The sequence below is a fragment of the Citrobacter sp. C348 genome (genome assembly GCF_047467975.1).
Taxonomy (GTDB): Bacteria; Pseudomonadota; Gammaproteobacteria; order Enterobacterales; family Enterobacteriaceae; genus Citrobacter; species Citrobacter gillenii.
On the sequence record NZ_JASJUJ010000004.1, the window covers coordinates 426,167 to 449,630 of the forward strand.

Annotated in this window: 22 protein-coding genes; 8 read left to right on the forward strand and 14 right to left on the reverse strand. The window is 52.1% G+C overall.

Annotation, left to right across the window (positions count from 1 at the left end):
• Positions 1–31: 31 nt before the first annotated feature.
• From atpA to asnC, 10 genes are all read right to left on the reverse strand, one after another.
• Positions 32–1,573 carry a F0F1 ATP synthase subunit alpha gene (gene atpA / locus QNN86_RS11050; protein WP_003827026.1) on the reverse strand — a complete coding sequence of 514 codons (1,542 nt, stop codon included), beginning with the start codon at positions 1,571–1,573 and terminating at the stop codon, positions 32–34.
• Positions 1,574–1,585: 12 nt separating this feature from the next.
• Positions 1,586–2,119 carry a F0F1 ATP synthase subunit delta gene (atpH, locus tag QNN86_RS11055; protein ID WP_096758979.1) on the reverse strand — a complete coding sequence of 178 codons (534 nt, stop codon included), beginning with the start codon at positions 2,117–2,119 and terminating at the stop codon, positions 1,586–1,588.
• 14 nt (positions 2,120–2,133) lie between these two features.
• Positions 2,134–2,604 (reverse strand): F0F1 ATP synthase subunit B, encoded by a 471-nt coding sequence (gene atpF / locus QNN86_RS11060; RefSeq protein ID WP_003827022.1) that lies wholly within the window; start codon positions 2,602–2,604, stop codon positions 2,134–2,136.
• A 59-nt stretch (positions 2,605–2,663) separates the two neighbouring features.
• A complete protein-coding gene (gene atpE, locus QNN86_RS11065; RefSeq protein ID WP_000429386.1) occupies positions 2,664–2,903 on the reverse strand; it encodes a F0F1 ATP synthase subunit C in 240 nt (79 codons plus the stop codon).
• A gap of 46 nt (positions 2,904–2,949) precedes the next feature.
• A complete protein-coding gene (atpB, locus tag QNN86_RS11070) occupies positions 2,950–3,765 on the reverse strand; it encodes a F0F1 ATP synthase subunit A (RefSeq protein WP_096758978.1) in 816 nt (271 codons plus the stop codon).
• A 7-nt stretch (positions 3,766–3,772) separates the two neighbouring features.
• Positions 3,773–4,153, reverse strand: a complete 381-nt coding sequence (gene atpI, locus QNN86_RS11075) for a F0F1 ATP synthase subunit I (RefSeq protein ID WP_096758977.1) — start codon at positions 4,151–4,153, stop codon at positions 3,773–3,775.
• 615 nt (positions 4,154–4,768) lie between these two features.
• On the reverse strand, positions 4,769–5,392 hold the full coding sequence (gene rsmG, locus QNN86_RS11080) for a 16S rRNA (guanine(527)-N(7))-methyltransferase RsmG (RefSeq protein ID WP_115259873.1): 624 nt from the start codon (positions 5,390–5,392) through the stop codon (positions 4,769–4,771).
• A 105-nt stretch (positions 5,393–5,497) separates the two neighbouring features.
• Complete coding sequence (gene mnmG / locus QNN86_RS11085) at positions 5,498–7,387, reverse strand: tRNA uridine-5-carboxymethylaminomethyl(34) synthesis enzyme MnmG (protein WP_414211086.1); 1,890 nt, start codon at positions 7,385–7,387, stop codon at positions 5,498–5,500.
• Positions 7,388–7,759: 372 nt separating this feature from the next.
• Positions 7,760–8,209 carry an FMN-binding protein MioC gene (mioC, locus tag QNN86_RS11090; RefSeq protein WP_414211087.1) on the reverse strand — a complete coding sequence of 150 codons (450 nt, stop codon included), beginning with the start codon at positions 8,207–8,209 and terminating at the stop codon, positions 7,760–7,762.
• An 88-nt stretch (positions 8,210–8,297) separates the two neighbouring features.
• A complete protein-coding gene (asnC, locus tag QNN86_RS11095; protein ID WP_045449013.1) occupies positions 8,298–8,756 on the reverse strand; it encodes a transcriptional regulator AsnC in 459 nt (152 codons plus the stop codon).
• A gap of 151 nt (positions 8,757–8,907) precedes the next feature.
• On the opposite strand from asnC, the gene asnA reads away from it, so the two are divergent.
• On the forward strand, positions 8,908–9,900 hold the full coding sequence (gene asnA, locus QNN86_RS11100) for an aspartate--ammonia ligase (RefSeq protein ID WP_096758973.1): 993 nt from the start codon (positions 8,908–8,910) through the stop codon (positions 9,898–9,900).
• Between the two features lie 3 nt (positions 9,901–9,903).
• On the opposite strand, the gene viaA is transcribed toward asnA, so the two are convergent.
• Together viaA and ravA are read right to left on the reverse strand one after the other, a co-directional pair.
• Positions 9,904–11,355: an ATPase RavA stimulator ViaA gene (gene viaA / locus QNN86_RS11105; RefSeq protein WP_117342610.1), complete on the reverse strand. Its 1,452-nt coding sequence runs from the start codon at positions 11,353–11,355 to the stop codon at positions 9,904–9,906.
• Positions 11,349–12,845, reverse strand: a complete 1,497-nt coding sequence (gene ravA / locus QNN86_RS11110; protein ID WP_096758971.1) for an ATPase RavA — start codon at positions 12,843–12,845, stop codon at positions 11,349–11,351. Before ravA ends, viaA begins: the two co-directional genes overlap by 7 nt.
• Before the next feature lie 328 nt (positions 12,846–13,173).
• Between ravA and kup the strand changes: the two genes are divergently transcribed.
• The 7 genes from kup to rbsR all read left to right on the forward strand — a co-directional run bounded on the left by kup (position 13,174) and on the right by rbsR (position 21,115).
• Complete coding sequence (gene kup / locus QNN86_RS11115) at positions 13,174–15,042, forward strand: low affinity potassium transporter Kup (RefSeq protein ID WP_096758970.1); 1,869 nt, start codon at positions 13,174–13,176, stop codon at positions 15,040–15,042.
• A gap of 191 nt (positions 15,043–15,233) precedes the next feature.
• Positions 15,234–15,653 (forward strand): D-ribose pyranase, encoded by a 420-nt coding sequence (gene rbsD, locus QNN86_RS11120; protein ID WP_061075803.1) that lies wholly within the window; start codon positions 15,234–15,236, stop codon positions 15,651–15,653.
• Between the two features lie 7 nt (positions 15,654–15,660).
• Complete coding sequence (gene rbsA, locus QNN86_RS11125) at positions 15,661–17,166, forward strand: ribose ABC transporter ATP-binding protein RbsA (protein WP_117342619.1); 1,506 nt, start codon at positions 15,661–15,663, stop codon at positions 17,164–17,166.
• Positions 17,167–17,171: 5 nt separating this feature from the next.
• Positions 17,172–18,137, forward strand: a complete 966-nt coding sequence (rbsC, locus tag QNN86_RS11130) for a ribose ABC transporter permease (protein ID WP_414211088.1) — start codon at positions 17,172–17,174, stop codon at positions 18,135–18,137.
• Between the two features lie 24 nt (positions 18,138–18,161).
• Positions 18,162–19,052 (forward strand): ribose ABC transporter substrate-binding protein RbsB, encoded by an 891-nt coding sequence (rbsB, locus tag QNN86_RS11135; protein ID WP_096758967.1) that lies wholly within the window; start codon positions 18,162–18,164, stop codon positions 19,050–19,052.
• 137 nt (positions 19,053–19,189) lie between these two features.
• Positions 19,190–20,119 (forward strand): ribokinase, encoded by a 930-nt coding sequence (rbsK, locus tag QNN86_RS11140; protein WP_279277466.1) that lies wholly within the window; start codon positions 19,190–19,192, stop codon positions 20,117–20,119.
• Between the two features lie 3 nt (positions 20,120–20,122).
• Positions 20,123–21,115: a ribose operon transcriptional repressor RbsR gene (gene rbsR, locus QNN86_RS11145; RefSeq protein ID WP_182270679.1), complete on the forward strand. Its 993-nt coding sequence runs from the start codon at positions 20,123–20,125 to the stop codon at positions 21,113–21,115.
• On the opposite strand, the gene mdtD is transcribed toward rbsR, so the two are convergent.
• Positions 21,081–22,508, reverse strand: a complete 1,428-nt coding sequence (gene mdtD / locus QNN86_RS11150; RefSeq protein WP_096758964.1) for a multidrug transporter subunit MdtD — start codon at positions 22,506–22,508, stop codon at positions 21,081–21,083. The genes rbsR and mdtD overlap by 35 nt on opposite strands.
• A gap of 1 nt (position 22,509) precedes the next feature.
• Entirely contained in the window at positions 22,510–23,214 is a 705-nt protein-coding gene (locus QNN86_RS11155) for a FadR/GntR family transcriptional regulator (RefSeq protein WP_096758963.1), read from the reverse strand.
• Positions 23,215–23,464 lie beyond the last annotated feature (250 nt).

Sequence of the window (23,464 nt, forward strand, 5' to 3'; positions counted from 1 at the left end):
TGCGGTCCGCCCTAGGACAGACCGCCAGACGTTACCAGGACTGGGTTGCTTTGAAGGAATCGAGGATAGCTTTCAGCTTGCCTTCGATTTCATCGTTATAGCCACCGGACTGGTTAATCTCTTGCATCAGCGGAGCGTGATCACGGTCGACGTAAGCCAGCAGAGCGGCTTCAAAGCTACCGATTTTCGCCAGTTCCACATCTTCGAGGTAACCGCGTTCAGCCGCAAACAACACCACACCCTGTTGTGCAACAGACATTGGGGCATACTGTTTCTGCTTCAGCAGCTCAGTGACTTTCTGACCATGGCTCAGCTGCTTACGCGTAGCTTCATCCAGGTCGGAAGCGAACTGAGAAAACGCGGCCAGTTCACGATACTGTGCCAGCGCGGTACGAATACCACCGGACAGTTTCTTGATGATCTTGGTCTGCGCTGCACCACCTACACGCGATACGGAGATACCTGGGTTAACCGCCGGACGAATACCGGAGTTAAACAGGTTGGTTTCCAGGAAGATCTGACCATCGGTAATTGAGATTACGTTGGTCGGAACGAACGCAGAAACGTCACCCGCCTGGGTTTCGATAATCGGCAGAGCGGTCAGGGAGCCGGTTTTACCTTTAACTTCACCATTGGTGAACTTCTCAACGTATTCAGCGTTAACGCGGGATGCGCGCTCCAGCAGACGGGAGTGGAGGTAAAATACGTCGCCTGGGAATGCTTCACGTCCAGGCGGACGACGCAGCAGCAGGGAAACCTGACGGTAAGCAACAGCCTGTTTGGACAGGTCATCGTAAACGATCAGTGCATCTTCACCGCGGTCACGGAAGTATTCGCCCATTGCGCAACCAGCATACGGTGCCAGATATTGCAGTGCAGCAGATTCAGACGCGGTAGCCACAACAACGATAGTGTTGGACAGTGCGCCGTGCTCTTCCAGTTTACGAACCACGTTAGAAATGGTGGACGCTTTCTGGCCGATAGCCACGTACACACATTTGATGCCGGAGTCACGTTGGTTGATGATCGCATCGATCGCCATCGCGGTTTTACCGGTCTGACGGTCACCGATGATCAGCTCACGCTGACCACGTCCGATTGGGATCATGGCATCAACGGATTTATAACCGGTCTGTACCGGCTGATCGACGGACTGACGTTCGATTACGCCCGGTGCGATAACTTCGATTGGCGAGAAGCCATCGTTATCAACCGGACCTTTACCGTCGATTGGGGAACCCAGAGTGTTCACCACACGACCCAGCAGGCCACGGCCTACCGGAACTTCAAGGATACGACCCGTACACTTAACCTTCATGCCTTCGGCGAGGTCAGCGTATGGACCCATCACAACTGCACCTACGGAGTCGCGCTCCAGGTTCAGTGCGATAGCGTAACGGTTACCCGGCAGGGAAATCATCTCACCCTGCATACAATCGGCAAGGCCGTGGATGCGGATAACACCGTCACTTACAGAAACAATAGTACCTTCGTTATGAGCTTCGCTCACAACACTGAACTGAGCAATGCGCTGCTTGATCAGTTCGCTGATTTCGGTGGAATTCAGTTGCATGCTCCAGTCCCCTTAAGACTGCAAGACGTCTGCAAGGCGCTCAAGACGGCCGCGTACGCTGCCATCAATGACCATATCACCCGCACGGATGATTACGCCCGCCATTACAGACTTATCGATTTTGCAATTCAGCTTAACTTTGCGTGACAGACGTTTTTCCATCGCGGCGCTGATCTTCGCAAGCTGCTCATCACTCAGTGCATTGGCAGAAGTGACTTCTACCTCAGAGATAGCCTCACTGGCTGCACGCAGGTGAATAAACTGCTCAAGAACATCCGGGAGCGCATTCAGACGGTTATTTTCAGCCATTACCTTAATCAGGTTTTGGCCGCTTTCGTCCAGCTGCTCACCGCAGACTGCGATAAACGACTCAGCGAGCGTTTCCGGCGCCAGCGCGCCAGAGAGAAGCTCTGCCATTTGTTCGTTCTTCGTCACCTCAGCGGCGAACGTCAGCATATCCTGCCAACGGTCAACGCTCTGGTGCTCAACGGCAAAGTCAAAAGCTGCTTTGGCGTAGGGGCGAGCTACCGTAATAAATTCAGACATCAGCCCCTCCCTCCTTACAGTTCAGCGACAAGTTTGTCCACGATGTCGCTGTTAGCAGCTTCATCCACGGAACGTTCGATGATCTTCTCGGCGCCAGCAACAGCCAGGATAGCGACTTGCTTACGCAGTTCTTCGCGAGCACGTTTACGTTCGGCGTCAATTTCCGCCTGCGCTTGTGCCACGATTTTAGTACGTTCCTGCTCTGCTTCAGTTTTGGCTTCGTCCAGGATCTGAGCGCGACGTTTGTTCGCCTGCTCAATGATTACCTGAGCTTCCGCCTTCGCTTTTTTCAGCTGGTCGGTCGCGCTGGCCTTTGCAAGGTCAAGATCCTTATGTGCTCGTTCCGCAGAAGCAAGACCGTCAGCAATTTCTTTCTGACGTTTTTCGATGGCTGCCATTAATGGCGGCCATACGTACTTCATGCAGAACAGAACGAACAGGACAAACGCGATGGCCTGGCCGAGGATTGTTGCGTTAAGATTCACAGCACAATGCCTCTATCTAGTTAACGTTCTGATATTGCTCTTAATTCAAGCAACGCTTACTACGCGACAGCGAACATCACGTACAGACCCAGACCTACAGCGATCATCGGGATAGCATCCACCAGACCCATAACGATAAAGAACTGAGTACGCAGCAGAGGAATCAGATCAGGTTGACGCGCTGCGCCTTCCAGGAATTTACCCCCGAGGATGCCGATACCGATCGCAGCACCGATTGCCGCCAGACCCATCATCACAGCGGCAGCCATGTACAGCAGATCCATATTCAGGTTTTCCATGACAGTCTCCAGTTTGTTTCAGTTAAAACGTAGTAGTGTTGGTAAATTAATGCTCTTCAGACGCCATCGACAGATAGACAATCGTCAGAACCATGAAGATGAAGGCTTGCAGCGTGATAATCAGTATGTGGAAAATGGCCCATGGCACATTCAGGATCCACTGTGACCACCACGGCAACAGACCAGCAATCAGAATGAAAATCAGCTCACCGGCATACATGTTACCGAACAGTCGTAAACCAAGAGAGATTGGTTTGGACAGCAGGCTTACCCCTTCAAGGATTAAGTTGACAGGAATGAACGCCCAGTGATTGAACGGCTGCAGCGTCAACTCTTTCGTGAAGCCACCGATGCCTTTCATTTTGATGCTGTAGAACAGAATGAGGATAAATACGCCCAGTGCCATCGACAGGGTGATGTTCACGTCAGCAGACGGAACCACACGCAGAGCCGGCAGGCCAAAGATATGCTCGCCGATGTACGGCAGCAGGTCGATAGGCAGTAAATCCATCAGGTTCATCAGGAATACCCAGACGAAAATCGTTAGGGCCAGCGGAGCAATCAGCTTGCTTTTGCCATGGTACATGTCTTTCACGCTACCATGTACAAAGCCGATTACCAGCTCAATCGCGGTCTGAAATTTACCCGGTACGCCGCTGGTTGCCTTTTTGGCCACGCTACGGAACACAAGCAGGAACAACAGACCCAGAACCACCGAGAAAAACATGGAGTCAATATTGAGCGTCCAGAAGGTGGCTGGGGGGTTGTGCGGATCCACCAGCGAGAATGTACGTAGGTCCAACTGAAGGTTATTCAGATGGTGTCCTATGTAATCCTGCGGCGTCATATTTTCTGAAGCCATGATGCCTTTACCCTTTGTTGTTAATTACAGCCGGTGCCAGTATCTGAACCACCAGCACCAAAACCCACGTAACGATCAGCGGCGTAAATACCGCCTTCAAAACCGCCAACGCCACCACCAGCAAAACCAGCATCGCTAACACCTTGAAGGCTTCGCCGAAGGCGAACGACCAGGCCACTCGACCTCTTGCTGGTGTATGTGCCTGGTGACGCCAGGCAAATATCATAAACAACATATTAGGCAGTAACACTGCCAATCCACCGCACAATGCGGAGATGCCCCAGAAAGGGTCTTTGAGGCTAAACAGCAATCCACTTGCCATTACCACCAGAAGCTGTGTGAGCAAAAGCTTACGTGCAACGTTTCGACTCAAGAGCGACATAGACATCACGTTTTTACTCCTGCTCCCTTCGAGGTACGCCGCGTGTCGTATAAAACGTTCTTTATGGCTTAGAGTCAAGCATCAAAAAGCGGACAAATTATACGGTGCGCCTTCGTGATTTCAAACAATAAGTAGCTAAAAAGTGAATAAATGTTTAAATATTTTTCTCTGGGCCACATTTATTACTTTTTGGCAAACTGTGAACGATCATGCAAAACTGCAAATACCGCGTAAACACTGGCTGCAAAGCGTGCGACAGATCACATATTGAACATATTCACCTTCGCATAATTAAATTGCGTGGCAAATGATGCCTTTTCATCTTTTTGATATTTAAGCCTAAAAATCATCACTCTTTTAAAAATAGCGCCTAACAACAAAAACACCACTCATTGACATTTATAATAAAAAATTAACACACACCGATGATTGTTAGGTTCTATTTTTAGCAGCCTGATATTTTCACAGTTGACTTGTTTCACTTTTAACAAAAAACGGTACGTTATAGTTATGATGCAAAACAGTAAGTCACAGGTGAAATGTAACAACATTTAACCACACGATCACCCCTATTTTTTAACGCCTGACGCACCGTTTTATTTCTATTTTTTTTGACAAATATTAAATTTTGTTTGGCTTAATCACCACCAGATGACGTTCGCCATCCAGTTGTGGAACGCGTAATTTTTCAACCGACTCGACGCTGAACTCAGCAGGCAAAGAGGCAATTTCATCCTCAGGCAACTGCCCCTTCAACGCGTAAAAGCGTCCGTTTTGACCCGGTAAATGATGGCACCAGGTCACCATATCGTTCAGCGAAGCGAAAGCACGGCTGATCACGCCATCAAAAGGCGGTTCCGAAGGAAAATCCTCAACCCGACTTTGTACCGGGGTGATGTTTTCCAGCTTGAGTTCATGCTGCACCTGACGCAAGAAGCGTACGCGTTTCCCCAAACTGTCTAACAGAGTGAAATGCGCATCTGGACGTACAATGGAGAGCGGAATACCCGGCAGTCCAGGACCCGTACCAACGTCAATAAAACGCTCCCCCTGCAGATGTGGCGCAACGACAATGCTGTCCAGAATATGACGTACCAGCATGTCGTTGGGATCACGCACCGACGTCAGGTTGTACGCTTTGTTCCATTTATGCAGCATATCGACATACGCTATCAGCTGATTTTTCTGGTGATCGGTAAGAGATATACCGGCATCGGCCAGCAGACGAGAGAGTTTGTTGAGCACGGTCGTTACCTGTTGATGATAATTTGCCCGATGGCACTAACGCTGACCGGGCCTACAAATTTGTAGGGCGGGCAAGCAAAGCGCCCCCGCCAAAATAGTGTGTCATTAAGCGCTGCGGCGCAGCATACCTTGTTTTTTCAGCCATACCAGCAAAATGGAGATGGCGGCAGGCGTAACGCCAGATATGCGCGATGCCTGACCGATAGACACCGGTTTGTGATCGTTCAGCTTGGCAATGACTTCATTCGACAAGCCGGATACCTGGCGATAATCCAGGGTCGCAGGCAACAGGGTGTTTTCATTACGCTGGTGTCTTTCGATCTCGTCCTGCTGGCGAGCGATATAGCCTTCGTACTTAACTTGAATCTCAACCTGTTCAGCAGCCTGAGCATCGTCAAGGCCTGGTGCAAACGCTGACAACGACGTCAGTTGCGCGTAGGTCACGTCCGGGCGACGCAGGAGATCTTCACCGCTGGCCTCACGTGACAACGGGGTAGCCAGGTAAGCGTTCACTTCTGCTGCAGTCTCGGCTAATGGGTTCACCCAGGTCGATTTCAAACGCTGACGTTCTTGTTCAATGCGCTCCAGTTTTTCATTGAAGCGCGCCCAGCGTGCATCATCCACCAGACCCAGCTCGCGTCCTTTTTCGGTCAGACGGAGATCGGCATTGTCCTCACGCAGCATCAAACGGTATTCCGCTCGTGAGGTAAACATGCGGTACGGTTCTTTGGTACCCAGCGTGCAGAGATCGTCCACCAGCACGCCGAGATAGGCCTGAGAACGCGCAGGCGCCCAGCCTTCTTTGTCGGCTGACAGGCGAGCAGCGTTGAGGCCCGCAAGTAAACCTTGCGCAGCGGCTTCTTCGTAACCCGTTGTACCGTTGATTTGTCCGGCAAAGAACAGGCCCTGAATAAATTTGCTTTCCAGAGTCGGTTTTAGGTCGCGCGGATCGAAGAAATCATACTCAATCGCGTAGCCAGGGCGGACGATTCGGGCGTTTTCCATCCCCTGCATTGAGCGGACAATTTGCATCTGCACATCAAACGGTAGGCTGGTGGAGATACCGTTCGGGTAAATTTCGTTGGACGTCAGTCCTTCCGGCTCGAGGAAAATCTGATGCTGGTTCCTGTCGGCAAAGCGCATCACTTTGTCTTCGATCGACGGGCAGTAGCGTGGGCCGATCCCTTCGATCACGCCAGCATACATCGGGCTACGATCGAGGTTATTGCGGATCACTTTATGGGTTTTCTCGTTGGTATACGTGATATAACACGGCATCTGGCGCGGGTGTTGAGAGACGTCGCCAAGGAACGAGAAGACCGGCATGGGGTTATCGCTGTTCTGCTGACCCAGCACGCTGAAATCGATAGTACGCGCATCAATTCGCGGTGGTGTACCTGTTTTCAGGCGGCTGACGCGTAGCGGCAGTTCGCGCAGGCGGCGTGACAGCGGAATAGACGGCGGATCGCCTGCACGGCCACCGCTGTAGTTGTCCAGACCGATATGAATTTTACCGTCGAGGAAGGTTCCGACCGTTAAGACCACGGCTTTGGCACGGAACTTCAGTCCCATTTGGGTCACTGCCCCGACAACACGATCGTTTTCCACAATCAGATCTTCAACCGCCTGCTGGAAGATCATCAGGTTTGGCTGATTCTCCAGAGCAGTACGAACGGCCTGGCGATACAGCACGCGATCTGCCTGAGCACGGGTTGCGCGCACCGCCGGTCCTTTGCTCGCGTTTAGTATCCTAAACTGAATGCCTGCATGGTCGATCGCTTTGGCCATCAGCCCACCGAGCGCATCCACTTCTTTTACCAGGTGTCCTTTCCCAATACCGCCGATCGCCGGGTTGCAGCTCATCTGTCCCAGAGTGTCGATATTGTGTGTCAACAGCAGGGTCTGTTGACCCATTCGCGCCGCGGCCATCGCGGCCTCGGTGCCTGCATGACCCCCGCCAATGATGATGACGTCAAAAGGATCCTGATAAAACATGGTAATTGCCTCGCATAACGCGGTGTGAAAATGGATTGAAGCCCGGGCCGTGGATTCTACTCAACTTTAGTCGATCGAGAAAGACCTTGGATCCTGGGTATTAAAAAGAAGATCTTTTTATTTAGAGATCTGTTTTATTGTGATCTCTTATTAGGATCGCGATGTTCTGTGGATAAGGGCGATCCTCTGAATAAGATCAACACGTTGCTGAGGATCATTAACTGTGAATGATCGGTGATCCTGGTCCGTATAAGCTGGGATCAAAATGAAGGGTTATACACAACTCAAAAACTGAACAACGGTTGTTCTTTGGATAACTACCGGTTAATCCAAGCTTACTACCAGAGTTATCCACACTCGATCGCACGATCTTTACACGTTTTTGAGTAAATTAATCCAGGATCCGAGCCAAACTTCTGCGGGATCTTCCGGAATGTCGTGTTCGAGGACGTTGATCTTGAGTGTTTCGCCCATCTGTTTTGCACCAGACGCGGTCAGTTCAGCCTGTAATTTATCGATCGCGCCACAGAAGGTGTCATATTCGCGACTGCCAATGCCAATTGCACCAAAACAAACCTGGGAAAGGTCAGGTTTCTGAGACTGAAGATCGTTATAGAAGGGAAGCAGGTTGTCCGGAATGTCTCCCGCACCGTGCGTTGAGCTGATCACCAGCCAAATGCCAGAGCTTGAAAGCTCCTCAACCTGCGGGCCGTGCAAGGTTTCGGTTGAAAAACCTGCATCTTCCAGCTTTTCAGCCAGATGTTCTGCAACGTATTCAGCACCGCCAAGGGTACTGCCGCTGATAAGAGTAATGTCTGCCATGCTCGCCCACCTCTATAAAGAGTGCGTATTGTACGCTGTGAGCGAGCTGGGATCTACCTGTGGAAAAATAGGGGATTAAAAAAAACGATTATGGACGAATAGTACGCATAATCGGGTTCTGCAGGACGATCAAGGTTTCAGTGGACTGAATTTCATCGATTGTTTGGATCTTGTTGATAAGTACCTGCTGTAAGGCGTCGATGGATCGGCACATGACCTTAATAAAGATGCTGTAGTGCCCGGTGGTGTAATACGCTTCGGTTACTTCATCAAGGCTTTCCAGTCTGGCCAGTGCGGACGGATAGTCCTTCGCGCTTTTCAGGATGATGCCGATAAAACAGCCAACGTCATAACCCAACTGTTTGGGGCTGACGTCAATGCGCGCCCCGGTAATGATCCCAGCCTGTTTCATCTTCTCTACGCGCACGTGGATCGTCCCAGGGCTGACACCAAACTGTTTAGCCAGTTCAGCGTAGGCTGTACGGGCATTTTCCATCAGGGCGTCGAGAATGCCACGGTCCAGATTGTCGATCTGATAATTTTCCATAGGTTTTTCTTATGTAGATTGATGATTCACTCTATTTTAGCGGTTAATTTTAACGAATCAAAATCTAATGAGGCTTTTTGTTTGTTGATTATTGAATATTGACCGCATTCTGTTGCTTAATCATAGGCAACAGGACACAGGAGTAAACATAATGAAAACCGCTTACATTGCCAAACAACGTCAAATTAGCTTCGTGAAATCTCACTTTTCTCGCCAACTGGAAGAGCGTCTGGGGCTGATTGAAGTCCAGGCACCGATCCTGAGCCGTGTAGGAGATGGCACGCAGGATAACTTGTCGGGCTGTGAAAAAGCGGTGCAGGTGAAAGTGAAAGCTTTGCCAGACGCCCAGTTCGAAGTGGTGCATTCACTGGCGAAGTGGAAGCGTCAAACGCTGGGACAACACGACTTCAGCGCGGGTGAGGGGCTGTACACGCACATGAAAGCCCTGCGCCCGGATGAAGACCGTCTCTCTCCGCTTCACTCGGTCTATGTGGACCAGTGGGACTGGGAGCGCGTTATGGGCGATGGTGAGCGTCAATTCTCCACCCTGAAAAGCACGGTAGAGGCTATCTGGGCGGGAATTAAGGCGACCGAAGCGGCGGTAAGCAAAGAATTTGGTCTGGCACCGTTCCTGCCAGAGCAGATCCATTTTGTTCACAGCCAGGAGTTGTTAGCGCGTTATCCGGATCTTGATGCCAAAGGGCGTGAACGCGCCATCGCGAAAGATCTGGGTGCGGTATTCTTGGTGGGGATCGGCGGCAAGCTCAGCGATGGTCATCGTCATGACGTACGTGCGCCGGATTATGATGACTGGAGTTCGGCTTCCGAGCTGGGTTACGCCGGTCTGAACGGCGATATTCTGGTCTGGAACCCGGTTCTTGAAGATGCGTTTGAACTGTCTTCCATGGGGATCCGTGTGGATGCCGATGCGTTGAAACACCAGCTTTCCCTGACGGGCGACGAAGATCGCCTGAGTCTGGAATGGCACCAAGCGCTGCTGCGTGGCGAAATGCCGCAGACCATTGGCGGCGGTATTGGTCAGTCACGTTTGACCATGTTGTTGCTGCAGTTGCCGCATATTGGTCAGGTACAGTGCGGCGTATGGCCGGCGCAGGTCCGTGAAAGCGTCGACTCCCTGCTGTAAGTATTAACGCTGCCAGCGTCTGAGCAGGCGGCTTCGCATCCCGGTATCAAAGCGCCAGATATGATCGAAAATGCGCATGATGCCGGGTTTGCCATGGGCTGACATCGCAACCGCATGAAAACGGTGTTGATGCACCCGCTGTAACTCCCCAACTTTACTCACTACTTCATCAGGCAATCGCTGAGCGATAAAATCCGAAATCACGACCGCGTCAGCATCAAACCACTCCCGTCCCTGCATCCTTTCAATAATGGCGCGAAAACAGCTGGCAATATCCGTACCGCCGCGAAAACGCTGGCTTAAGAAACGGATCGCCTGCTCAATGCCCTGTGGACCAGACAGTTCGTAGCGCACAACTTCAGTCGAAAATAACATGATGTAGCAGCGGCGGTTATCGGCAAGGGCCACGCGCATTAGCGCCAGACAAAAGGCTTTCGCGCACTGCTCATTAAATCCTCCCATTGAACCCGACGTATCCACGCAGACAATAAATGGTCCGCGAGGCTGCTCGTCAAAATCCTGATGCACGACCGGGCGCTCGGTGACTTTTTCACGCCAGGCTTCGCCATGCAGGCGGTATGTCAGCAGCTGTTTTTCCACTAGCCGCCGATAGAACTCATATTCCAGTTCGGTGATGCCAAGGGTCGCCAGCTCCGGAGGGAGTAAACGCAGAATATCGTCGCTTTGTTGGATGCCATCAACCTGCTCCGGGACGGTGGCGGGTTCGCGTACCAGCGTGCGAAAGGTTTCCATTGGCGCATCTTTCCGCGGAACCGATTTGGCTTCCCGGGAGCGTCCCAACTGTTCGGCTAAGCGTTGGAGTTCGGGCTGCTGCGTCAGGAAATCACCGTACTTCACGATCAACTGGTAATCGCCGCGCTTGATTTGACCTGCGCTCATGTCCCATAAACGGCCTGCGGCGGTGTCGTTTTCCGCCAGCACCGGATCCAGCTGTCCGCTCAGCGTCATACGTTCCTGAACTTCACTGAGCAACTGTTCGCGTTCTTCTTCCAGCAACTGGTGATTCAGCGTGGTGGTTTGAATCACCAGGCTTAAACGCCAGCGTTGTAAAAACAGCGTGTGCAGCGCGGGAGTGAATGTACTGTTGCCATCAACCAATTGTTGGGCTTGCCCGGCATAGGGGGAATGTAACCGGTGCAGTAGCGTTAATATTTGCGGTAACTGGACGATAAACTGCGGGGTGGAAAGGAGCTGACTTTGCTGGTAGCACATCACTTCTTCCGTCAGTTCCGGCGGTACGCGGGTATCTTTCAGACGGTTGCGTAATGCCTCGCGCCAGCGGGGAAGATCGTTGGCTATCGCCTTTTTTAGCCGGGGGAATTTTTCAAAAAAAACCGCCAGCTGTGGGGAGGCCAGCAGCGCGAGGATCATCTCTTCGATCATCCCCTCTTCGCTTACCGCCAGCATGATATTCAGCGTATCAAGCGTCAGCATTGCTGTGCCTGGCGGATCTGCTCGCCAACGTCCTGCAGGCTGGCTTCAATCCGGCCTAACCAGTCGCTATGGATAAACAGACATTTTTGCTGTTCGCTAAACCCGCGGTGCTGCTGGTGCCACTCGGTATCAAGCGCCTCAAGCTGCTCTTTTATCTCGCTGGGCATATTCTCTTTCGATGAACCCGGAAGTGCCAGGCGGGAGCCTTGTAAGCTGACGTCGCGCACGACCAGGTGCTGGTCGCTGTCGACTTCCATATTCAGCGTCTGGGCAAAGCCTATACCGTTTAGCTTGCCGCGGATCTCACTGCCTTTGGTCAGCCACTGCTCCAGCGCGCTACGCTCAAACGCAATATGGATAACGTCCATATCATGCAGTTTTAAAGGCTTTTGTAGCAGCAACGTCACTACCGCCGTATTAACGTCTGCAGGTAAATCATAATGTGGACGACGGCTGAACATCCCACCCTGGCGAATAACGGTAAAGGCGGTTTTATCGCTCTGTTGCTGCTGTAACTGGAGGCGGCGCTGCACAATCGCGCCGAGGCGCGTTAGCATTGATTGCTGCTGCCAGGCGTGTCCGGTCATCAATATTTCAATCTGCTGCTGCATCAGATTCAGGCTTTGTGCGTCGTACCACAGGCAATCTTTCAACAGGATAAGATCGATAGGCGCAACCGCATCACGTCCGCTAAAGAAGGCGCTGGCCTGCAACAGGCGGATCGCTTTTTTCCAGCGACGGTCAGAGACGTAAGGAGCGTTGGGTAGTGCATCCAACTGCTGGCGCAGCGTATAGACCAACTCAAAGACGCGATCGGGAAGCGTGATGGTGCCGATATCTTTTTGCCACTGGTAATACTCTTCATCGGTCACCTGTAACGTTGCCGGAACAGGGTTGTCGCTTTCATCCTGCTGGCTTAACAACATGGAGCGGAAGTTGGCCTTGTCCTGCACTTTGTCCAGCCACAGGCGAATTAGCATACGGTCGTACAGTGCTTCCAGGCTGCTGTCTGCTTCAGGCAGTTCGTTGGAGGCCGCCACCAGCAGACGCATCGGGATTTTTTCCTCAAACGCGCCGTTGCGGAAGTGGCGTTCGTTAATGGCGGTCAGCAGGGTGTTGAGGATGGCCGGGCCCGCCTTCCAGATTTCATCCAGAAAAACGATTTCAGCTTCGGGAAGATAACCCGCCGTTAAGCGCTCATAGCGCCCTTCATCTTTCAGGGCCTGAATAGATAGCGGGCCGAAGACTTCTTCTGGCGTGGAGAAGCGCGTCATCAAATATTCGAAAGCGCGCGCATTTTTAAACGCAAACTTCAGCCGACGTGCAATTAAGCTTTTTGCGATCCCTGGCGGGCCGAGTAAGAACACACTCTCACCGCTAAGCGCCGCCAGCAGGCACAGACGAATGGCGTGGCTACGTTCATAGAGTCCCTTTTCCAGCGCATTGCTCAGACGGGAAATTCTTTCCGCTAATAAATGTGGGTGAGCCATAATGAAGTGGCGTCCTTTCGCCAAATGTACTGCGTAAACTGCGAGTATAGATGCTTCACACCAGTGCAGTAATAGACTGAAGGTGCGCTTATTTTTCTTTGAGCCAGATTAATCTGGTCTCATTTAGGGGTACGATTTTGCGATTAATCGTGCATACTGTGCGCCTTTTTGTGGGCCAAGGGACTACGCACACATTTCTTATATATACACCAAATCAATCAAGCTGCACGAAGACGGTAAATGAGTTATCTCCTGGGATGGGCGGAATAACGAGTGAAGCCAATGGAAGCGGCCTGAAGAATGACGTGTATAAACGAAAGACGAGTCTATGAGCACTGATAATAAGCAATCATTGTCTGCGATTACCCTTGCAGCTATTGGGGTTGTCTACGGTGATATTGGTACCAGCCCACTTTATACACTCCGTGAATGTTTGTCTGGGCAGTTCGGTTTTGGCGTTGAACGTGATGCCGTGTTTGGTTTTCTCTCGCTGATTTTCTGGCTGCTGATCTTTGTTGTCTCCATCAAGTACCTGACGTTTGTCATGCGTGCGGATAACGCCGGAGAAGGCGGGATCCTGACGCTAATGTCACTGGCCGGGCGTAATACGTCGGCGCGAACGACCTCAATGCTGGTCATTATGGGGTTGATAGGCGGCAGCTTCTTCTATGGTGAGGTGGTGATTACGCCGGCCATTTCGGTGATGTCGGCGATCGAAGGTCTGGAGATCGTGGCACCGCAACTGGATACCTGGATTGTTCCGCTCTCTATTATTGTCCTGACACTGCTGTTTATGATTCAAAAGCACGGTACTGGTACCGTGGGTAAGCTTTTTGCACCTATTATGCTGGTTTGGTTCCTGGTGCTGGCGGTGTTGGGCGTACGTAGTATTATTGCTAACCCGGAAGTGCTGCAGGCGTTAAACCCAATGTGGGCGGTGCATTTCTTCCTCGAATATAAAACACTGTCGTTTATTGCGCTGGGCGCGGTGGTGCTGTCGATCACCGGCGTTGAAGCGCTGTACGCGGATATGGGCCACTTTGGTAAGTTCCCCATTCGCCTGGCGTGGTTCTCTGTAGTGTTACCTTCGCTGGTGCTGAACTATTTTGGCCAGGGTGCATTGCTGTTAAAACATCCGGAAGCGATCAAAAATCCGTTCTTCCTGCTGGCACCGGACTGGGCGTTGATTCCCCTGCTGATCCTTGCCGCGCTGGCCACGGTTATTGCCTCGCAGGCGGTGATCTCTGGCGTATTCTCATTGACGCGGCAGGCGGTACGTCTGGGATATCTGTCGCCGATGCGTATCATCCATACTTCAGAGATGGAGTCAGGGCAAATCTATATTCCGTTCGTCAACTGGATGCTGTACATCGCCGTGGTGATTGTGATTGTCAGCTTTGAGCACTCCAGTAACCTGGCTGCCGCGTACGGTATTGCGGTCACGGGGACGATGGTGCTGACGTCTATTCTGTCGACAACCGTGGCGCGCAAAAACTGGCACTGGAATAAATACTTTGTATTCCTGATTCTGGTGGCCTTCCTGTGCATTGATATCCCGCTGTTCTCTGCGAACCTTGATAAGCTGATTTCTGGTGGTTGGCTGCCGCTGACGCTGGGTCTGGTGATGTTCACCATCATGACCACCTGGAAAAGCGAACGCTTCCGCCTGCTGCGCCGTATGCATGAACACGGTAATTCTCTGGAGGCGATGATTGCTTCTCTAGAGAAATCGCCGCCGGTACGCGTGCCTGGCACAGCGGTGTATATGTCCCGTGCCATGAACGTCATCCCGTTTGCGCTTCTGCATAACCTCAAACATAACAAGGTGCTGCATGAACGCGTGATCCTGCTGACGCTGCGTACAGAAGATGCGCCGTATGTTCATAATGTGCGTAGGGTGCAAATTGAGCAGCTGTCGCCGACCTTCTGGCGCGTGGTGGCCAGCTACGGCTGGCGCGAAACACCAAACGTAGAGGAAGTGTTCCATCGCTGCGGGCTGGAAGGCTTAAGCTGTCGGATGATGGAAACCTCGTTCTTCATGTCGCACGAGTCGCTGATTGTCGGCAAACGTCCGTGGTATTTACGCCTGCGCGGCAAATTGTATCTGCTGTTGCAGCGCAATGCGCTACGTGCACCGGACCAGTTTGAGATCCCACCTAACCGGGTGATTGAACTGGGTACGCAGGTCGAGATTTAACGTTACCGACGCCCTCTTTCTTCATGAAAGGGGGCGTTTTGTTTTCCCCCTCACATTTTCCTTTCTTCTGATGATACGGCTTGCGAAACGTTTCGATGGCGATCACATTTTCGTAACGTCGCGGTGGTTTTCTGTCCACTCTTCGCACTACACTTATCCTCAGCGAAACGTTTCGCTAGTGGGGAAAGAAAATGAAGAAAGGCACGGTACTCAACTCTGAAATTTCATCGGTGATCTCCCGTCTGGGGCATACCGATACGCTGGTGGTGTGTGATGCGGGTTTACCCATCCCAAATAGTACTACGCGTATCGATATGGCATTAACCCAGGGCGTACCTTCTTTTATGCAGGTACTGGATGTGGTCACGCGTGAAATGCAGGTCGAGTCGGCCATTCTCGCGACGGAAATCAAACAACATAATCCGCAACTCCACGAAACGTTGCTCAGCCACATTGAGCAACTGCAACAACACCAGGGAAATACCATAGAAATTCGTTACACCACGCATGAACAATTCAAAAAACAAACCGCAGACAGTCAGGCGGTAATTCGCAGCGGAGAATGTTCTCCGTATGCGAATATCATTCTTTGTGCTGGCGTCACGTTCTGAGGCCATCATGAACGCACTACTGCAACTCAAAGGGATCGATAAAGCGTTCCCGGGCGTTAAGGCGCTATCCGGCGCCGCGTTGAATGTTTACTCCGGCCGCGTTATGGCGCTGGTGGGCGAAAACGGCGCGGGCAAATCCACCATGATGAAAGTCCTGACTGGTATCTACACTCGTGATGCCGGTTCGTTATTATGGCTGGGGAAAGAAACCACCTTTAACGGTCCTAAATCCTCTCAGGAAGCAGGGATCGGCATCATTCACCAGGAACTGAACCTGATCCCGCAACTCACCATCGCCGAGAACATTTTCCTCGGCCGTGAGTTTGTGAATCGCTTTGGCAAAATCGACTGGAAGAAGATGTATGCCGAAGCAGACCAGTTGCTGGCTAAACTTAATCTGCGTTTTAAAAGCGACAAGCTGGTCGGTGAGCTATCGATTGGCGATCAGCAGATGGTTGAAATCGCCAAAGTGCTGAGCTTTGAATCCCGGGTCATCATTATGGATGAACCGACGGATGCGTTGACGGATACCGAAACCGAATCCCTGTTCCGCGTGATCCGTGAACTGAAATCTCAGGGACGCGGCATTGTCTATATTTCTCACCGCATGAAAGAGATTTTCGAAATTTGTGATGATGTGACGGTGTTCCGCGATGGGCAGTTTATTGCCGAACGTGAAGTGGCCTCACTGACCGAAGATTCACTCATTGAAATGATGGTGGGACGTAAGCTGGAAGATCAGTACCCGCGGCTGGATAAAGCGCCTGGCGATGTGCGCCTGAAGGTCGATAACTTGTGCGGCCCTGGAGTGCATGATGTGTCATTCACGCTGCGTAAAGGTGAGATCCTTGGCGTGTCGGGTCTGATGGGTGCCGGACGTACTGAATTGATGAAAGTGCTATACGGCGCGCTGCCGCGCACCAGTGGTTACGTCACGCTTGACGGGCATGAAGTGGTTACGCGTTCTGAACAGGATGGGCTGGCCAACGGCATCGTCTATATTTCTGAAGACCGCAAACGCGACGGCTTAGTGCTGGGCATGTCGGTGAAAGAGAACATGTCGTTGACCGCACTGCGTTACTTCAGCCGTACGGGCGGCAGTCTGAAACACAAAGATGAGCAGCAGGCGGTGGGCGATTTTATCCGTCTGTTCAATGTGAAAACGCCCTCGATGGAACAGGCAATCGGCCTGCTCTCCGGTGGCAATCAGCAAAAAGTGGCGATTGCGCGTGGTTTGATGACCCGTCCCAAAGTGCTGATCCTCGATGAACCTACGCGCGGCGTGGACGTTGGGGCTAAAAAAGAGATTTACCAGCTAATCAACCAGTTTAAGGCTGATGGGCTGAGCATCATTCTGGTCTCTTCGGAGATGCCAGAAGTATTGGGCATGAGCGATCGCATTATCGTCATGCATGAAGGGCATCTCGGCGGTGAATTCACTCGCGAGCAGGCCACTCAGGAAGTATTAATGGCTGCCGCTGTGGGCAAGCTTAATCGCGTGAATCAGGAGTAAAAAAGATGACTACCCAGGCTGTTTCTGGTCGCCGTTATTTCACTAAAGCATGGCTTCTGGAGCAAAAGTCGCTCATCGCTCTGTTAGTGCTGATCGCGATTGTTTCCACCATGAGCCCCAACTTTTTTACCGTTAATAACCTGTTCAACATTCTCCAGCAAACGTCGGTTAACGCCATCATGGCTGTTGGTATGACGCTGGTTATTCTGACGTCGGGTATCGATCTGTCTGTGGGTTCGCTACTGGCGCTTACCGGTGCCGTTGCTGCTTCGATTGTGGGTCTTGAAGTCAACGCGTTGGTGGCCGTTGCCGCTGCGCTGGCGTTAGGTGCGGCGGTTGGTGCCGTGACTGGCGTTATTGTGGCAAAAGGCCGCGTGCAGGCGTTTATCGCCACGCTGGTGATGATGCTGCTGCTGCGCGGCGTCACCATGGTGTACACCAACGGCAGTCCGGTAAACACCGGCTTTACCGACAATGCCGATCTGTTTGGCTGGTTTGGTATTGGTCGTCCGTTAGGCGTCCCTACGCCAGTATGGATCATGGGGATTGTCTTCCTGGCCGCGTGGTACATGCTGCACCATACCCGTCTGGGTCGATATATTTATGCGCTGGGCGGTAACGAAGCAGCAACGCGTCTGTCCGGTATCAGCGTCAATAAGATCAAAATTATCATTTATTCACTCTGTGGGCTGCTGGCATCGCTGGCAGGCATCATCGAAGTGGCGCGTCTCTCCTCAGCGCAACCGACGGCGGGTACCGGCTATGAGCTGGATGCTATCGCGGCGGTGGTATTAGGCGGCACCAGCCTTGCGGGCGGTAAAGGACGTATTGTTGGTACGCTGATCGGCGCACTGATTCTCGGTTTCCTCAATAATGGTTTGAATTTGTTAGGTGTTTCCTCCTATTACCAGATGATCGTTAAAGCAGTGGTCATTTTGCTGGCGGTACTGGTAGACAACAAAAAGCAGTAACAACGACTACAGGACATCTTAAATATGAACATGAAAAAACTGGCTACCCTGGTTTCTGCTGTTGCGCTGAGTGCCACCGTGAGCGCGAATGCGATGGCAAAAGATACCATTGCGCTGGTGGTCTCTACCCTTAACAACCCGTTCTTTGTCTCTCTGAAGGATGGGGCGCAAAAAGAAGCCGATAAGCTGGGTTATAACCTGGTGATTCTGGACTCGCAGAACAACCCGGCGAAAGAGTTGGCGAACGTTCAGGACTTAACCGTGCGTGGAACCAAAATTCTGCTGATTAACCCAACCGACTCCGATGCCGTGGGTAATGCCGTGAAGATGGCTAACCAGGCGAAAATTCCGGTGATCACCCTGGACCGTCAGGCAACCAAAGGGGACGTTGTCAGCCATATTGCGTCTGATAACGTGCTGGGCGGTAAAATTGCCGGTGACTACATCGCGAAGAAAGCAGGCGAAGGTGCGAAAGTTATCGAACTGCAGGGTATTGCCGGAACATCGGCGGCGCGTGAGCGTGGCGAAGGTTTCCAGCAGGCCGTTGCGGCACACAAATTTAACGTGCTGGCTAGCCAGCCGGCAGATTTCGACCGTACCAAAGGTCTGAACGTTATGCAGAACCTGCTGACCGCACATCCTGATGTGCAGGCCGTATTTGCTCAGAACGATGAAATGGCACTGGGCGCGCTGCGTGCTCTGCAAACGGCGGGTAAATCTGATGTGATGGTGGTTGGATTTGACGGTACGCCTGATGGCGAAAAAGCGGTAAATGATGGCAAACTGGCTGCGACCATCGCTCAGTTACCGGATCAGATTGGCGCGAAAGGCGTTGATATTGCGGATAAGGTACTGAAGGGCGAGAAGGTTCAGGCTAAATATCCGGTTGACCTGAAGCTGGTCATCAAGCAGTAATAGCGATTCAGGCCGCTCGCGACCTGATGGCGACATAAATACGCCATCCTCAGAGCGTTGAAGATGAAAGCGTAAAAAGAAAAGCAGGGCACGCGCCACCCTAACCCGGTGGCGCACTTTGACTTGGAATTCCGAACATGAAAACCGCAGGCAACCTCGTTGTACTTGGCAGCATTAATGCCGATCACATCCTTAACCTTAACTCTTTTCCGACACCTGGCGAAACCGTAACCGGTAGCCACTATCAGGTCGCATTTGGCGGAAAAGGCGCGAACCAGGCGGTTGCTGCGGGTCGTAGTGGTGCGAATATCGCCTTCATTGCCTGTACAGGAGATGACGATATTGGTGAGTGTGTACGTAAACAATTAGCCAGTGATAACATCGATATTGCGCCTGTTAGCGTGATTTCTGGCGAAGCGACCGGCGTGGCGCTGATTTTTGTTAATGCGGAAGGCGAGAACGTTATCGCTATTCATGCCGGGGCGAATGCCGCACTTTCTCCTGCGTTAGTGGAAGCTCAACATGACCGTATTGCGCAGGCCTCGGCCTTACTGATGCAGTTAGAGTCGCCCATTGAAAGCGTACTGGCTGCGGCAAAAATTGCGCGTCGACATAATACGACGGTCGCGCTTAATCCGGCTCCGGCTCGTGAACTCCCTGACGAACTGCTGTCGCTGGTGGATATCATTACCCCGAATGAAACGGAAGCTGAAAAGCTGACCGGGATCCGGGTAGAAAACGATGAAGATGCCGCTAAAGCAGCGCTGGCGCTGCACGCAAAGGGAATTCACACCGTACTGATTACCTTAGGAAGTCGTGGTGTGTGGGCTAGCGTAAACGGTGAAGGTCATCGTGTTCCTGGTTTTAAAGTGGACGCCGTTGATACCATCGCTGCCGGTGATACCTTTAACGGTGCGTTAATTACCGCGTTACTGGAAGAGACACCGTTGCCTGAGGCGATTCGCTTTGCGCATGCGGCCGCGGCGATTGCGGTAACGCGTAAAGGTGCACAACCTTCCGTTCCGTGGCGCGAAGAAATTGAGGCGTTTTTAGGTCAGCAGAGGTAACGCTTGGCTACAATGAAGGACGTTGCCCGCCTGGCGGGTGTTTCCACGTCGACGGTTTCGCACGTCATTAATAAAGATCGCTTTGTCAGCGAGGCTATCACCGGCAAAGTTGACGCTGCGATTAAAGCGCTTAACTACGCGCCTTCCGCGCTGGCGCGTAGCCTCAAGTTGAATCAGACTCGCACCATTGGCATGTTAATCACAGCCAGTACCAACCCCTTCTATTCAGAACTGGTACGCGGCGTTGAGCGCAGCTGTTTTGAGCGCGGCTACAGTCTGGTGTTGTGCAACACCGAAGGCGATGAACAGCGCATGAATCGTAATCTGGAGACGCTGATGCAAAAGCGGGTGGACGGCTTACTGCTGCTCTGCACCGAAACCCATCAGCCTTCCATGGAGATCATGCAGCGCTACCCTTCTATTCCCACCGTGATGATGGACTGGTCACCCTTTGAAGGGGAAAGTGACCTGATTCAGGACAATTCCCTACTGGGTGGCGATCTGGCAACTCAGCATCTCATTGATAAGGGTTTTACGCGCATAGCTTGTATTACCGGTCCACTGGATAAAACGCCGGCACGTTTGCGGCTGGAGGGATACCGGGAAGCGATGAAGCGTGCAGGGCTGGATATTCCTCAGGGCTATGAGATCACTGGTGATTTTGAGTTCGGCGGTGGGTTTGAAGCCATGCAAACGCTGTTGTCACATAACCAGCGACCACAAGCCGTTTTTGCGGGCAATGATGCAATGGCTGTGGGGGCGTATCAGGCTCTGTATCAGTCAGGATTGCGCATTCCGCAGGATATGGCGGTCGTGGGCTATGATGATATCGAACTGGCGCGCTACATGACGCCACCGCTCACCACTATCCACCAACCGAAAGATGAACTGGGTGAGCTAGCCATCGACGTATTAATCCACCGCATGGCGCAGCCCGCTTTACAGCAACAGCGCCTGCAGCTTACTCCTGTTCTGATGGTGCGGGGGTCGGTTTAGACTTATGCCGATCATTGATCAGGTTGCGGCCATCTTTGGCTTTTAGCAGCATGAACATCAGCGCTGATATCACCGTAATCGCGCCCATCGTAATAAAGGTATAGTGGAACTGTTCTACCGTATTGGTTCCTTCCATGCCTTCATAGACACGCAGTACGGCGGCGCTAATCGCCACCCCTAAGCTGATCGACAGCTGCTGCGTGACGGCTAACACGCTGTTGCCACTACTGGCATTATCATCGGTTAGATCCGCAAGGGTAATGGTATTCATTGAAGTAAACTGGGTGGACATTCCCATACCTAAAATGAACAGCGGCAGGATCAGCATCCAGACTGGCATCGCGGGAGATTGCAAAGAGAACTGCGCAATCATCAGGCCGATAAATACCGTGACGCCGACCAGCGTGGTGCGGTAGCCAAGACGACGCAGAACCTGCGTCACCATCGATTTCGCCAGAATAGATCCCAGCGCCGTCGGCGCCATCATACAACCGGCTATTAGTGCCGGGTAGCCAAAGCCTACCTGCAACATCAGCGGCATTAAGAAAGGGACACACCCCGTTCCCAGACGTGTGGCAAGGTTTCCCGCGATACCGACCGAGAAGGTGCGGGTCTTAAAGATCGGCAGAGAAATTAACGGTGTGGGATGGCGACGCGCGTGGCGGATGTAGGCGAGCAGTAGCAAAATGCTACCAAGAATAATGCTGAGGGCGACCCAACTGGCGACAAGCTTTTCACCGAACAACTCCACGCCGCTGGAGAACAGTACCAGACTCAGACCAAAGAGAAAGAAGCCAGTCATATCAAAACGGCGGCGCGGCGTCGTGAAGTTAGGCATATATTTGCGGGCGTAGAAGATGCCGGCGATGCCAATAGGAATATTAATCAGGAAGATCCAATGCCAGCTGGCCCACGTGACCAGTACCCCGCCCAGGACCGGACCTAAAATGGGTCCCACCAGTCCCGGCATAGTCACGAAGTTAAGGACCGGGAGCAGCTCACTGCGCGGGTAGGCGCGTAATAGCGCCAGGCGGGCAACCGGCATCATCATTGCGCCACCAATGCCTTGTATCACGCGGAAAATAACCAGTTGGGTTAAAGAGCCGGAGAGTGCACAGGCAAGTGAACCCAGGGTAAACAGACTCACGGCAATCATAAAGATACGTCGGGTGCCGAAGCGGTCAGCCAGCCAGCCACTTACCGGGATCAACATCGCTACCGTCAGGGTGTAGCTGATAATGGCAGACTGCATGGCGAGTGGGGAGCGGTTGAGGCTGTGCGCGATGGCGGGTAACGCAGTATTAAGGATGGTGGCGTCTAATGCCTGCATAAAAAAGGCCATGGCTGCGATCCATGGCAGTCCGGCCATACTGCGCGATTTCTTTTCAGGCATGTTATTTATCCGGGAGATCGTTAGGAGCTATCAGCAATGCCTGACAGGCGGTGAAGGCGCGATCGCCATCGCTCTCCTCTATGGCATCGACAATAGCCTGATGCAAATCCAGCTTTACCACGTCGTTATAGGTAATAGAGGTAAAATAGGTCTGGTAGACGGAATGGAATAACGAGGCAAAGGAGATCAGAAATGGATTCGCACTCATTTCATAGATGTGCTCATGCCAGGCGATATCAACCTCAATCCAGCGCTCGCGCTTAAAGTTCCTTTTCAGCTCGACCATCTCTTCCATTAACGTAGTCAGATGTGCTTTTTGTTCTGCTGTGCCGATAGTCGCCGCCAGTAAACAGGCTTGAGGCTCCAGGCTAATGCGCATCACCAGAAAATGTTTGATGACCTGAGGGAAATTATCTTCCGTCATCCACCAGGTGAGCAGTTCCTGATCGAGAAAGTTCCAGTTTGCTTGTGGCATAACGCGAGTACCAATACGCGGGCGCGGTAATACCATACCTTTTGCCGTTAATGTCTTTACCGCTTCCCTTACCGCTGTACGGCTCACACCGAACTGGCTGCCCAGTTCTATTTCACCTGGTAGGATGGCGCCTGGCGCGTACTCACCTTTTAATATTCGCTGAGCCAGCTTTTCGGCCAGAACATAGGAAAGGTTTTTCTGTGCGGCTAGCTGTTGGGCATTTAAAGGCATGAATGTTCTTCCTTACTCTTTCTCTTATTCATTAGTATGCCATCAGGAAGTGTGATTGCGGTTGCAAAAACGGCAGATTGCTTATTTTATGGCATGTTAAAGACAGTTTTGGTGAAATAACGCGCACTCAAAAAGTTATTTTAAATTTCCTCTTGTCAGCCTGAAATAACTCCCTATAATGCGCCTCCACTGACACGGAACAACGGATTACAAGCCGCCGGGTCAGCGGGGTTCCACTGAGAACCCTGCG